Source organism: Microbacterium sp., from assembly GCF_031180975.1.
Lineage (GTDB): Bacteria > Actinomycetota > Actinomycetes > Actinomycetales > Microbacteriaceae > Microbacterium.
Genome location: NZ_JAPSLI010000001.1, coordinates 277,487 through 290,253, shown reverse-complemented (window position 1 = coordinate 290,253; position 12,767 = coordinate 277,487). Strand labels below are relative to the sequence as shown.

Sequence of the window (12,767 nt, the reverse complement as noted above, 5' to 3'; positions counted from 1 at the left end):
CATGCACAGCACAACGAAGTCCCGTGTGATCAGCGCCGCGGCAGCATCCGCTGCTCTCGCCCTCGCCCTCGGCGGCTGCGCCGCAGCCGACCAGGGCGGTGGCCAAGCGGCCAAAAGCGAGGACGGTCTCGACCTCGTCACCCTCCGCCACTCCTGGGTTCCCGACCAGATCACCTTGCCGTACGCCGCGGCGAAGGCGCTCGGCTTCTATGAGGAGGAGGGCATCCAACTGGTCGACCAGCCCGGCAACGGAGGTGCAACCGCCGTGCAGCTGGTCGCGAACGGAGAAGTGATGTTCGGCACGGGCGAGGCCTCGCACCTGCTCTCGGCGCAGACCAAGGGTATCGACATGGTCTCGGTGATGCAGCAGTACCAGGAGAACCCGAACGCCGTCATCGCCCTGAAGGACTCGGGGATCGAGACATGGGAGGACCTGCGCGGCAAGTCCATCGGCGGCTCGGTGACCTCGTCGGGACACCTCGCCACGCTGGCGGCCCTCCAACTCGCCGGAATCGACAAGAACGAGATTGACTTCATCAATCTCAGCCCCGGCGCCCAGTTCGCAGCCCTCTCCGAAGGGCAGGTGGACGCGGCCGGAACGTTCCTCGGCAACCTCGCCGGCTTGCCCGACCTCAAAGACGAGGTGAACATCCTTACCGTTTCGGATGCCGGCTACATCACCCCGTCGACCGTCCTGTTCACCACGCCCGAATTGATCGAGAAGGATCCGGACCTCGTCGAGCGCTTCGTGCGTGCGTCCCTCAAAGGTCTGAAGGCGGCTCTGGAAGACCCGAAGGGGACCGCCGAGGCGATGGCCGGCATGTACGCGAACGTGAACGCCGAATCCCTGGCCGCCACCTTCGAGATGGACAGCCGCTTCCTCGCCACGGAGTGGACGGACGAGAACGGGCTGGGCCTGCACAACGAGGAGGCCTGGGCCCTCCAGGCGGAGATGCTCACGACGCTGGGCGAGCTTCCTGAGACGGACCCCACGAAGAACTACACCAACGAGTTCGTCGAGAAGGTCGACCTTGCCGATCGGGAGTTCATCCGTGAATGACCCGGATCTCAGTAACGGCGCCCCGGCGCGACCATCAGGAAGCTCGAAGAAGAGGAAGCAGGAAGAGATGGGATTTCCCGAAGCGTACCGGCTGAACTGGGAAGACTTCCCGCGTGACGAGTACGAGTCACGAGTCCGCCGAGCGCAGGAGATCATGCGTGAAGACGGGCTGGACGTCGTCGTGATCACGTCGGGGGAGAACGTCGAGTACTTCTCCGGGTTCCAGAATGGACACTGGAATTCCAAGTCGTTCCCGACCGGCGCCCTCCTGCTGCACCGTTCGAAGGATCCGGTGCTGCTGATCCCGCGATTCTTCTCGGGCACGGCGTGGTCGACGTCGTGGGTGGACGAGCTCGCCATCTTCCCCGAACCGCATGCAGCGCCTCGCGACTTCGGCCGGGTCCTCGTCGAAGCCGTACACCGGCTCGGCGGACGGACGGCAGTCGTTGGTTTCGAGCGCGGCACGCACATGTCGCCAGGCTGGAACCTCGACGACCTGCTGTACGTCACCGAACAGCTCGTCTCCGGCGAGATGCGCAGCGCCGCCCGTGTGATCTGGGGTGTGCGGATGATCAAGTCTCCGCGCGAGCTGGATCGCATGCGATGGCTGACCAGGATCACCGACGAGGCGATCACCGCGGTGCGCGACGATCTGGCGCTCGGGCAGACCGAACGCGAGATCGGCAACCGCATCGCTTTCGAGATCATGAAGCGTGGCGGTGATGACACCTCGTTCCGCAACATCCGCGCGGGTAGCGACCGGTACCACTGCAGCGACTCGCTGCCGCAGGCCCGGCCCTTCGAGGAAGGCGACCTGCTCATCATCGATACCGGCGCCAAGTACGGCCAGTACGGCACCGACGTGGCGTACACCACCCTGCTGGGCAAGGCGACCGACCGGCACCACGAGGTGTATGACATCACGGTCCGCGCTCAGGACGCCGCCGTGTCGATGTGCCGCCCCGGCGTGCCAGCCAAGGAGGTGTTCTTCGCCGCCGCACGGATCATCGAAGAGTCCGGACTGCCGACGCTCGACATGATAGGACACGGCATCGGGATGGACCTGCACGAGCCCATCATGCTGACGCCCTACAACGACGAAGTCCTCCAGGAGGGCATGGTGCTCTCGGTCGAGCCGTGGCTCTACGACCCCAGCGGACTCGGCGTCTTCGCCCTCGAGGAGCACGTCATCGTCACCGACGACGCTCCGGAGATGCTGTCGTCGATTCCCCGCGACGAGCTGCTCGAGGTCCGTTGAGGCGATGACACTGCCCGCGCTGAGCATCCAGCTCTCCAACCACGGCGATGCTGCCCGCGTGGTCGATGACGTGGTGCGCGCCGAGGCGGCAGGAGTGCGGCGGGCCTGGCTGTCGGAGGACCTGTTCCACCGGGGGGCGATGCCGACGGCGGCAGCGGCACTGGCACGGACACGCGACATCGAAATCGCGTTCGGCGTGCTCGCGTCGCAGCACCGGCATCCGGCATCGCTCGCCATGGACATCCGCAGCCTCTGCGAACTCGGGCATGGACGGGTGATCGTCGGACTCGGTGCCGGCGTGGCCGAACGCGGCGCGCTGATCGACAAGCCCGCCTCGCCGCCGCTGCGGATCGTCGACGAGGCGGTGACGGCGTTGCGCACTCTGCTGAGCGGCGACGCACTGACACAACAGGGGGTGCTGCACTCGGCGAATGGGCTGCGGCTGTCCCCGGCGGAGCATATGGAGGTTCCGCCGGTGTACGTCGCCGCCGTCGGCCCCAAGGCACTCGCGCAGGCGGGCAGGCGCATGGACGGTGCGGTGCTGACGATGATGTGCTCGCAGGAGCACGCACGGTGGGCAGCGCAGGAGGTGCAAGCGGCGGCGCGGGATGCCGGCAGGGAAGCGGTGCCCGTGGTGGCCTACATCCCCATCGCGGTCGACGCCGACGGCGCGCGGGCGCGGTCGCGCATGCGGGGAGTTCTCGGGTACTTCATCGCGAGGTGGTCACAGGTCGCCTTCCTGTCGCGGCTCTTCCTGGACTGGAGCGATCTCGATGAGGAACGGATGAAGCGGATCCGCACCGAGTTCGACGCAGGGCGCCCCCTCGACGAGCTGATTCCCGACGAGCTGGTCGATCAGTACTGCGTCGCAGGAACACCCGACGAGTGTCGGCGCACGGTGGAGGCGTTCTCGGACGCCGGCATCACGGAGATCGCCTTCGACTCCGGTGGCGACCTGGACGGCGTGCTCGCCTTCATCCGGTCCTGCCAGAGCGACGGGGACTGAGATGCGCATCGGCGTCGCGCTCCCGCAGAGCAGTGCCGGTGAGCCGGGCTTCGCGGGGTTCACCGAGCGGTTCGCATGCCGAGCCGAGGAACTGGGACTCGACAGCCTGTGGGTGCAGGAGCAGCTGCTCGGCGTGGATTCCAGTATCGAACCGCTCATCAATCTCGCGTTCGTGTCAGCGGTCACGCGGCGAGTGCGTCTCGGCACCGCAGCAGTGATCGCCCCCGCTCGCAACCCGATCGTCCTCGCGAAGCAGCTGGGCAGTCTTGACCGTCTCAGCGAAGGTCGGCTCATCGCCGGATTCGGTATCGGGGACATGCCCCAGCTGTTCGACGCGTCCGGTGTCGATCACCGCCACCGAGGTCAGCGGCTGGACGCGATGCTGGATCTCATGACGGCGTTGTGGTCGAGCGAACCCGTCCACTACGCCGACACCGAGCGACAGCTGGACGGCGCGCGGATGAGTCCCTCGACTCTGCAGCGGCCTCACCCGCCGCTGTGGTTCGGAGGCGCATCGCCCGGAGCGCTGGCGCGCGCCGCACGCCGTGGCAGCGGGTGGGTCGGCGCGGGCGGCAGCTCACCGGCGTCCTTCGCGAGAGCGGCACGGCGGTTGCGCCAACTCGGCGCCGACCGCGACGGCTTCACCATCGCTAAGAAGGTATACCTGGCGGTCGAAGACGACACGGGCCGGGCCAGATCGCGCATCGTCGACTGGTTCGCAGCACACTGGGGAACGATTCGCGAGCCCCAGGAACTCGCGGCGGAGGTGGCGGTGTTCGGGAATCCCCAGCAGTGCGCCGCGGCGCTCGACGAGCTCGTCGCGGCCGGACGTCCGGACCTGCTCATCCTGAATCCGGTGTACGACGAGGCCGACCAGCTCGAGTCGGTGGTGGCGGAGGTGCTGCCGCGGATGCGAGCGGTGATCGAGCCCGGTGGCATGACGAGAGCGGAGACATGACATGGCATTGAGATTCGGGTACAAGGCGTCGGCGGAGCAGTTCGGTCCCCGGGAACTGGTCGAGCTCGCAGTGGAGGCCGAAGCCCACGGATTCGATTCCGCCACCGTCAGCGACCACTTCCAACCGTGGCGGCACAACGGGGGGCATGCGCCCTTCGCGCTTTCCTGGCTCACCGCGGCGGGCGAGAGGACCGAGCGGATCCTGCTCGGCACTTCGGTGATGACCCCGACGTTCCGCTACAACCCCGCCGTGCTCGCTCAGGCGTTCGCGACGCTGGGCTGCCTCTACCCTGAGCGCGTCTTCCTCGGCGTCGGTTCGGGGGAGGCGCTGAACGAGATCGCCACCGGGTTTCAGGGCCCAGGCGCCCAGACCTGGCCGGAGTTCCGCGAGCGCTTCGCGCGGCTGCGCGAAGCGGTGCGGCTCATGCGTGCGCTTTGGCGCGAGGAACGGGTGACCTTCGACGGCGAGTATTACTCGACACACGACGCCAGCATCTACGACCGCCCCGATCGACCCATCCCGGTGTACATCGCCGCGGGCGGTCCGACGGTGGCGCGCTACGCCGGCCGGGCCGGCGACGGGTTCATCTGCACATCCGGCAAAGGAATGGAGCTGTACACCGAGCAGTTGCTGCCGGCGGTCGCCGAGGGCGCGGCGCTGTCACGCCGCGAGTCCGGGTCCATCGACAGGATGATCGAGATCAAACTCTCATTCGCCGACACGATCGACGAGGCGTACGAGAACACCCGATTCTGGTCACCGCTGTCGCTGTCGAAGGAGCAGAAGCACGACATCACCGACCCCCTGGAGATGGAGCGCGCCGCGGATGCGCTCCCGATCGAGCGAATCGCATCGCGTTGGATCGTCAGCGCAGACCCTGACGACGCGGTCGCACGCATCATGGAGTACGTCGAAGCCGGGTTCGATCACCTCGTCTTCCACGCTCCGGGCAACGATCAGCGGCGCTTCATGGCGCAGTTCCAGACGCAACTCGCGCCACGTCTACGTGCGCTGGCAGGCGCTCACCGCGGGAGCTGATGACGCTCGAGGACGAGTCCGCCGATGGCGCGGGTGTCGAAGTATGCGAAACGCCCGCCGTCGGCAAGGGTGCCCTCCGAGATGACGGGGAATCCGGCCTCCGCCATCTCCGCGATGTCGGCATCCAAGTCGTCGGTGTAGGCGCAGATGTGCAACGTGTGCTCCCCGCGCTCAGCCAACGCCTCCGCCTGCACGCTCGCGCCGCTGACCGGCTGGAGCAGCTCCAGCTCGATCGGCCCCATCTGTGCACAGGCGCCGCGCACCACCGCATCCGACGGCGCGCCGTGCACGCGCCGCGCCGTCACGTTCTCGGACGGACCGGCCTCGAACGGCCCTATTCCCGCTAGGGCGTAATGCGCTGCGGCGCGCCCGATGTCCGCCACAACGATCCCGACCTGGTATACCCGATCCCAGTCCACGGCGCTCCCTCCATGCCGGCTTGCGGCGGCTTCCGCGGCAGGCTACCCGGGCTCCCCTGCGAAGCGGAATGTCCGGATCGGACGATCCGGCGGTTCGCCCTGTCCATCGTGGACAGCCCGATGGCGGGCTGGGTTCAGCCCGGCAGACGGCCCCGCAGCTCGACAGCGAGCCACAGTTCGAGATACTGGCCCGGCTGAGTCAGGTCGTATCCGCTGACCTCGCCGATCTTCCGGAGCCGTGCGCGCATCGTGTGCCGGTGGATGCCGAGTACGCCCGCCGCTGTCTCGATACTGGCGATCGCATCGAAGTACGCCCGAAGCGTCGGCAGCAGTTCGAGCCGCGGGTTGTCACGGTCGTGGCTCTCCAGCGGGGCGAGGACGCTGCGGGAGAACTCGGCCAGCCGCTCCGCGTCAGAGAGGATCCGGCTCAACTGACACCCTTGCTGCGGGGCGGTGGCGACGCGCATACCCATCATCCGCGCCGCGCCTTGTGCACGCATGGCCTCGATGTGGCTCTCCGGCGTCCGCTCGATCGAACCCGGCTCACCCAAGCCCACGTCCTCGAGCTCGATCTCTTCAGCCAACGCCAGGAAGCGCTCCGGCAGATCCGGCACAGGGTCGCAGAGCACGAGTGCCGTCTGATCCTGGTCGTTGAGTGCGAGAGCGTCGTCAGCGAGTTCGATGAGACCCGCCATCAGCGCCCGTCGCTGGGCGACGGAACGGGTGCGAACCCGCGCGACTTGAGTGCGGCTGGGTGCCAGCCTCGCCGCACGAAGCATCTGCTGCAGGTGCTCCGCTCCCTCACGGGCGCTGATCAGGGATGCGGCCGCCGCGCCCCGGGCCTGGCGCAGCGGACTCTCCGCTGCCTCCCTGAGATCGAGGAGCAGGCCGAGGATGGGAGCCGCGACCTTCAGCAGAGACCGCTCTTCGACGGTGAAAGGAGCGTCCTTCGTGGCGACCGCATAACCGCGTACCCGGCCATCGCCAACCAGCGGGAGTATGAAGGCCGAGCGGTCGGCATCCTCCTGGATCGAGATCGAGCCCTGCCTGTCCCGCATCAGCTGGCGCCGGATGCGACGCCTGAGCTCTTCGCCCAGCACGGAGTCGGCGGGCCCTGCCAGCTTGCGGAGCCGTGCATCGTGCACCGAGACCCAGAGACCGCTGGCCGTGCGGATGCGTTCGGTCGCTCCGCTGAGCCCGCTCCCGGACGCCGCTTCCAGCATCAGCTTCTGCTGCAGTTCCACCTGTGACCGCAACGGTCGTTCGCTGGCGGAACTGATCTCGTCGGCCACCGCGCGCACTACCGCCTGAAGCGGCGTCAGATGCGGTACGTGCACGAGGCGCAGTCCCGTGCGCTCCGCGGCCGAGAGCAGGTCTGCGGGAATGGCCTGGTGGGTGAGGTCCGAGCCTGTGCTGACACCGAGCGCCACGACACCGCGATCGACGAGCCGCTGACAGTACCGCAACGCGTCCTCGCCCTCCCACGACGCGCTGAGTCCCGTGGTCAGCAACAGCTCGCCGCCCTCGAGCCAAGGCGTGGGGTCGTTGAGCTCGCTGACATGCGCCCAGCGGATCTCCACTTCCGGGGAGTCGACGCCGACCACGAGCCGCAGCCCGAGACCAGGGAGCACGAGCAGCGAATGAAGAGGAACCATTCCCTCACCTTGTCTCACCCGGGAGCCGGTCGCAAACAATCAGGACTCTCCACATCGGCGCTCCCCCGACGCAAGATGTACATGTTGGACGCTGCCACGGTCTGGTTCCCTTTCTAGTCTTGGGACAACCAGACCAAGGAGGAGCACATGCGCGAAGACGCGCCGGATGCGCATCCCTATATCCCGAACTCCGCCCCCATGGCCAAGGCACAGATGCTCGAGGCCATCGGCGTGGATGATGTCGAAGACCTGTACGCGTCGATCCCTGCCGCACTGCGCTTGAACGCACCCCTCGACATCCCGCCCGCTCTCTCGTCAGAGGTGGAGCTGCGGCGCCACATGACAGGGCTGCTCGACCAGAACGTGCCGGTCTCTCGTGCGCTGTCGTTCCTCGGGGCCGGGTGCTACCACCACCACGTCCCATCGGTATGCGGTGAGATCAACTCCAGAGCCGAGTTCCTGACCGCCTACGCCGGAGAGCCGTACGAGGACCACGGCAAATGGCAGGCCATCTTCGAGTACACCAGCCTGATGGCGGAGCTCGTGGAGATGGACGTCGTGAACGTCCCGAACTATGACGGCTACCAGGCCGCGGCGACCTCGCTACGGATGGCACTGCGGATGACCGGCCGCTCCCGCGTGCTCGTCACCGAGGCGATGCTGGCCGACAAGCGGCGAAAGGTGGACTCGTACCTCGCCGGCGTCGCGGAGACCGAGTCCGTTCCACTCGACCGGTCCACCGGTCGCACTGACCTGGCAGCCGTGCGGGAAATGTTGGACGACTCCACGGCCGCGATCTACATCGAGACGCCGAATGCCATCGGCGTCATCGAGACCGAGATTGCGGAGATCGCCTCCCTGGCGCACGAGCGGGGGGCACTTCTGATCTGCGGTGTGGAGCCGCTCGCGTTGGGGTTCATCGCAAGCCCGGCGCGATACGGCGCCGACATCCTGTGCGGAGACATCCAGTCGCTCGGCCTCGGGATGCATTTCGGCGGCGCTCACGGCGGATTCATCGCCACGCACGATGAGGAGGCGTTCGTCTACGAGTTCCCCTCCCGCCTGTTCGGCCTCGCTCCCACCTCCGTCGACGGCGAACTCGGATTCACCGACGTCGCCTACGAACGCACGTCGCTCGCCATGCGGGAGGACGGAATCGAGTGGGTAGGCACGGCTGCAGCACTGTGGGGCATCACGGCCGGCGTCTACCTCTCGCTCCTCGGTCCTCAGGGTCTCCGGGAGATCGGCGACTACGTGGCGGCGACCACCCGCTACGCGATTGAACGACTACGCGCGGTCGATGGCGTAGAGGTGGTGGCAGCGGACGCGGCGCACTGGCGCGAGTTCGGTGTGCGGTTCACCGGGCGGGACGCCGCGGACATCCTCGCAGACCTCCGCGGGCGCGGCATCTTCGGTGGCGTGCCACTGACTCGGGAGTTCCCCGAACTCGGACAGGTGGTGCTCGTCGCCGTCACCGAGATGCACACCGCTGCCGACATCGACAGGCTCGCACTCGCACTGCAGGAGGTACTCCGATGACGGATGCATTGACCCGAACCCTTCTCGTCGCCGCCGACGGCTCGCGTCCCACCGCGCAGCGCGACTACCACGCTGCGCGGTGGAGCGAGCCGCTGATCTTCGGTCTCGGTTCGCCGGGCGAGCGCGGAATCCACGTCCCGAGGCCGGACGATGCCGTGGAGGCAGCGTTACGGAACTCGCCGGAGTCCGGCGTGCGGCGCGACGACGTCAGCAGTCTGCCCGAGATCGGGCAGGCGCAGGTGCTGCGGCACTTCCTGCGGCTGTCTCAGGAGACGCTCGGCGCCGACCTCAATGTCGACATCGGTCAGGGCACGTGCACGATGAAGTACAGCCCGAAGATCAACGAGGAGTTCGCCGGGTCGCCGCAGAGCGTGGAGACGCACCCCCTGCAGCATTCGTCCACCGTGCAAGGGACGCTGCAGATCATCCATGACCTCGAGAGCTGCATCCGCGCGGTGTCGGGGATGGATGCGATATCCCTCCAGGCGGGGGCCGGGTCCGCCGCTATCTGGGGGAATGTGCAGATCGTGCGCGCGTACCATGCGAGCCGCGGAGCGGGGGAGACCCGCGACGAGGTGGTCACGACCATCTTCTCGCACCCCTCGAACGCCGCTGCGGCGAAGACCGCCGGCTACCGGGTGATCACCCTCTATCCGGGGGAGGACGGGCTGATCGACGTCGGGACATTGCGGGCATCGCTGTCTGAGCGCACGGCTGCGCTTATGATCACCAATCCCGAGGACACCGGGATCTTCAACCCGCACATCGCCGAGATCGTCCAGATGGCTCACGAAGTCGGCGCGCTCTGCGTCTACGACCAAGCCAACGCCAACGGCATCCTGGGTATCACCCGCGCCCGTGAGGCCGGGTTCGACCTGTGCCACTTCAACCTGCACAAGACGTTCTCGACACCGCACGCCTGCGGCGGCCCAGCCGCCGGTGCGATCGGCGCCACAGCCGAACTCGAACCCTTCCTGCCCGGTCCGCGGGTCGTGCTCGACGGCGGCGAGTACGTCCTGCGGGACCGCGGGCCGCTCAGCACCGCTCCCATCCGCCCGTTCTGGGGTGTGATCCCCAACCTGATCCGCGCGTACGCCTGGATCAGGGCACTGGGACCTGAGGGGCTGCGCGAGGTCGCCGAAATCGCCGTGATCAACAACAACTACGTCATGGCGCGGCTCACGGCGGCGGAAGGCGTCGAGGCGGCGTATCTCGAAGGCGCGCCGCCTCCGATCGAGCAGGTGCGTTACAGCTGGGCGGAACTCGCCCGCGACACGGGCGTCAGCTCGGGGGAATTGGGACAACGCCTGGCCGACTTCGGCATGCACCTGTGGACCAGCCACCACCCGTACGTCGTCCCCGACCCCACCACGATCGAGCCCACCGAGGCGTATTCCCGGCGGGAGCTCGACGAGTACATCGACGCGTTGCACACCGTCGCGGCGGAGGCGCGTGAAGACCCCGACTTCATCCGGTCGGCCCCGCATCGGTCGAGCATCCACCACGTCGATCCGGATCCCGTGACCGACCCCGAGACCTGGGCCACGTCATGGCGCGCGTACCGGCGCAAGTACCTGGGCATCGGTCCGACGGTTCCGCAGCATTGGCAGGCGGCCGAGGACGCGCCGGTGCGTGAGCGGCGCGAGAAGCTGTTCCACAGATGACCGGGGTGTGCGGCCTCATCGTCAACCCGGTCGCGGGGATCGGCGGCGAGGCCGCACTCGCCGGCAGCGACGGTGAGGACGTGCAACAGCAGGCCCTGGCACGCGGCGCCCGTCCTCGCTCAGGTGCACGTGCGGAGCGTGCTCTCCGTGCGGTTGTAGCACTGACACCAGAGGTCCACGTCCTCACCGGTGGTGGCGCCATGGGCGAGGAGGCGTGCCGCAGGGCGGGCATCCCCCACACCGTGGTGCATCGGGCGTCCGAACACACGACGGCCGATGACACTCGTCGCCTGGCGATGATCCTGCGGGACGCCGGTGTCGAGGTGCTCCTGTTCGCCGGCGGTGACGGGACAGCACGGGACGTGTGCGAGGCGGTGGGAACGGAAACACTCGTGCTCGGCATCCCGTCCGGCGTGAAGATGCATTCGGGCGTCTACGCCGTGACGCCAGAGCACGCCGGACCGTTGTTGTCCGGTCTCCTGGCGGGAACCACAGGCGAGACATTGGCGGAGGTGGTCGACATCGATGAGGAGGCGCGTCGCCGAGGTGTCCTCGGCGCACGGCTCTATGGATATCTCCGGGTACCGGAAGCCCCGGAGGCGATTCAACGCGGCAAAGTCGGCTCAACAGCCGATCCGTCGTCACTCGGGGGTATCGCACGCGAGGTCGCCGAGCGACTGGCACCCGGCGTCCCCTGCCTGCTCGGTCCCGGAACCACGGTGCGGGAGGTCGCCGCTCAGTTGGGAGTGCAGGCCAGTCTTCTCGGCGTGGACGTGCTCGAAGACGGCAGGATCTCGGGTGAGAACCTGGATGCCGCTGGTCTTCGTCGCGCAGTGGGGGCCCGACGCTTCCAGGTGCTGCTCTCACCGATAGGCGGGCAGGGCGTGCTGCTGGGCCGTGGCAACCAGCAGATCGACGAGTCGCTTCTGCAGCACCTTCATCGCGAGGACCTCCTGGTCGTCTCCTCGCCGCGCAAGCTCGCGTCGTTCGCGGGGCGTGGCCTGCTCATCGACGCACCCACCGCAGCACTCAACGAACGCTTCCGAGGTCGGGTAAGAGTGATCACCGGTTACCGACAGGAGGCGTTGTTGCCGTTGCGATGACCCGGGACGCGTTCCGCCTTCCGGCACTGTCGACTCACCACGCCGGATTAGGGTTGTTCAGTGATCACCTACGCGCCGCGGCGCGCCGACAACGGCGCCGGTGTGGCCTACACGATCGGCGCGTACCTCATCTGGGGCGTCCTGCCGCTGTACTTCCTGCTGCTCACGCCGACCGGACCGTGGGAGCTCGTCGCCTGGCGGGTGCTGCTGTCGTTGGTGTTCTGCATGCTGCTGCTCGCGATCACGCGCGGATGGGGTCCGCTGCTCACCGTCGTCCGCCAGCCGCGACTGCTGGCGCTCACAGCCCTCGCGGGCGTGCTGATCTACGTCAACTGGCAGGTCTTCGTGCTGGCCGCCCTCAGCGACCACATCGTCGAGACCAGCCTGGGTTACTTCATCAACCCGATCACCACGGTGCTGCTGGGCGTGTTCGTGCTGCGGGAGCGGATCCGCAGGCTGCAGTGGGCTGCGATCTCGATCGCGGCGCTCGCCGTGATCGTCATCGTCGCGGCGCTCGGAACCGTCCCGTGGATCGCGCTCACCCTCACAGCATCCTTCGGGCTCTACGGACTGGTGAAGAAGAAGATCGGACCGGCGGTCGACGCTGTCAGCGGGCTGACGCTCGAGTCGTTCTGGCTCATCCCGATCGCCGTGGTGCAACTGGTCCTCGTCGAGCAGGACACCGGCATCACGTTCGGCGGGGAGGGCGTCCTGCACGCGGCCCTGCTGGCCTTCGCGGGCGTCGCCACCGCCGTGCCGCTGCTGCTGTTCGCGGCGGGCACGCGCCGCATCAGCCTCGCCGCAGTCGGCATCCTGCAGTTCATCACCCCGGTGATGCAGTTCGTCATCGGCGCCGGGGTGCGCGGCGAGCCGATGCCGCCGGAGCGGTGGGCGGGGTTCTTCATCGTGTGGGTGGCGATCGCCGTCTTCGTCGTGGACATCCTGCTCGCCTCCCGCCGCGAGCGGCACCGCCGGGCCGTCGCCGAACACCAGAAGCCGGCCTCGCACGACAAGCCCGCCGAGCTGATCTGAGCCGCCACCCGATGCCGACGCCGCGCGGCTCGAT

At 67.8% G+C, this 12,767-nt stretch carries 11 protein-coding genes; 9 read left to right on the top strand and 2 right to left on the bottom strand.

The window, feature by feature from the left end; translation table 11 throughout:
• The first annotated feature begins 1 nt into the window (after position 1).
• From RIF65_RS01335 to fgd, 5 genes are all read left to right on the top strand, one after another.
• A complete protein-coding gene (locus RIF65_RS01335) occupies positions 2-1,060 on the top strand; it encodes an ABC transporter substrate-binding protein (RefSeq protein WP_309064617.1) in 1,059 nt (352 codons plus the stop codon).
• A gap of 67 nt (positions 1,061-1,127) precedes the next feature.
• The gene (locus RIF65_RS01330; RefSeq protein ID WP_309064618.1) at positions 1,128-2,318 is read left to right on the top strand and encodes a M24 family metallopeptidase; all 1,191 of its coding nucleotides are present in this window, start codon (positions 1,128-1,130) and stop codon (positions 2,316-2,318) included.
• Between the two features lie 4 nt (positions 2,319-2,322).
• Complete coding sequence (locus RIF65_RS01325) at positions 2,323-3,324, top strand: LLM class flavin-dependent oxidoreductase (RefSeq protein ID WP_309064619.1); 1,002 nt, start codon at positions 2,323-2,325, stop codon at positions 3,322-3,324.
• Position 3,325: 1 nt separating this feature from the next.
• Positions 3,326-4,282 carry an LLM class flavin-dependent oxidoreductase gene (locus RIF65_RS01320; protein WP_309064620.1) on the top strand — a complete coding sequence of 319 codons (957 nt, stop codon included), beginning with the start codon at positions 3,326-3,328 and terminating at the stop codon, positions 4,280-4,282.
• A gap of 1 nt (position 4,283) precedes the next feature.
• On the top strand, positions 4,284-5,321 hold the full coding sequence (gene fgd / locus RIF65_RS01315) for a glucose-6-phosphate dehydrogenase (coenzyme-F420) (protein WP_309064621.1): 1,038 nt from the start codon (positions 4,284-4,286) through the stop codon (positions 5,319-5,321).
• Here fgd and RIF65_RS01310 read toward each other — a convergent pair.
• Positions 5,306-5,740 (bottom strand): VOC family protein, encoded by a 435-nt coding sequence (locus RIF65_RS01310; protein WP_309064622.1) that lies wholly within the window; start codon positions 5,738-5,740, stop codon positions 5,306-5,308. The genes fgd and RIF65_RS01310 overlap by 16 nt on opposite strands.
• Before the next feature lie 134 nt (positions 5,741-5,874).
• Positions 5,875-7,395, bottom strand: coding sequence for a PucR family transcriptional regulator (locus tag RIF65_RS01305; RefSeq protein ID WP_309064758.1), 1,521 nt, complete (start codon positions 7,393-7,395; stop codon positions 5,875-5,877).
• Between the two features lie 147 nt (positions 7,396-7,542).
• On the opposite strand from RIF65_RS01305, the gene gcvPA reads away from it, so the two are divergent.
• The 4 genes from gcvPA (at position 7,543) to rarD (ending at position 12,733) form a co-directional block, all read left to right on the top strand.
• Positions 7,543-8,934 (top strand): aminomethyl-transferring glycine dehydrogenase subunit GcvPA, encoded by a 1,392-nt coding sequence (gene gcvPA, locus RIF65_RS01300; protein WP_309064623.1) that lies wholly within the window; start codon positions 7,543-7,545, stop codon positions 8,932-8,934.
• Positions 8,931-10,598: an aminomethyl-transferring glycine dehydrogenase subunit GcvPB gene (gene gcvPB, locus RIF65_RS01295; protein WP_309064624.1), complete on the top strand. Its 1,668-nt coding sequence runs from the start codon at positions 8,931-8,933 to the stop codon at positions 10,596-10,598. Before gcvPA ends, gcvPB begins: the two co-directional genes overlap by 4 nt.
• Positions 10,595-11,701, top strand: a complete 1,107-nt coding sequence (locus RIF65_RS01290; protein WP_309064625.1) for an ATP-NAD kinase family protein — start codon at positions 10,595-10,597, stop codon at positions 11,699-11,701. The genes gcvPB and RIF65_RS01290 overlap by 4 nt, the downstream gene beginning before the upstream one ends.
• A gap of 63 nt (positions 11,702-11,764) precedes the next feature.
• Entirely contained in the window at positions 11,765-12,733 is a 969-nt protein-coding gene (gene rarD / locus RIF65_RS01285) for an EamA family transporter RarD (protein WP_309064759.1), read from the top strand.
• The last annotated feature ends 34 nt before the right edge of the window (positions 12,734-12,767 follow it).

Bases quoted from the DNA above. Each gene is read 5' to 3' on its own strand.
- gcvPA (WP_309064623.1), top strand. From the start codon at position 7,543: ATGCGCGAAGACGCGCCGGATGCGCATCCCTATATCCCGAACTCCGCC.
- RIF65_RS01320 (WP_309064620.1), top strand. From the start codon at position 3,326: ATGCGCATCGGCGTCGCGCTCCCGCAGAGCAGTGCCGGTGAGCCGGGC.
- gcvPB (WP_309064624.1), top strand. From the start codon at position 8,931: ATGACGGATGCATTGACCCGAACCCTTCTCGTCGCCGCCGACGGCTCG.
- fgd (WP_309064621.1), top strand. From the start codon at position 4,284: ATGGCATTGAGATTCGGGTACAAGGCGTCGGCGGAGCAGTTCGGTCCC.
- RIF65_RS01335 (WP_309064617.1), top strand. From the start codon at position 2: ATGCACAGCACAACGAAGTCCCGTGTGATCAGCGCCGCGGCAGCATCC.
- RIF65_RS01290 (WP_309064625.1), top strand. From the start codon at position 10,595: ATGACCGGGGTGTGCGGCCTCATCGTCAACCCGGTCGCGGGGATCGGC.
- RIF65_RS01330 (WP_309064618.1), top strand. From the start codon at position 1,128: ATGGGATTTCCCGAAGCGTACCGGCTGAACTGGGAAGACTTCCCGCGT.
- RIF65_RS01325 (WP_309064619.1), top strand. From the start codon at position 2,323: ATGACACTGCCCGCGCTGAGCATCCAGCTCTCCAACCACGGCGATGCT.
- RIF65_RS01305 (WP_309064758.1), bottom strand. From the start codon at position 7,395: ATGGTTCCTCTTCATTCGCTGCTCGTGCTCCCTGGTCTCGGGCTGCGG.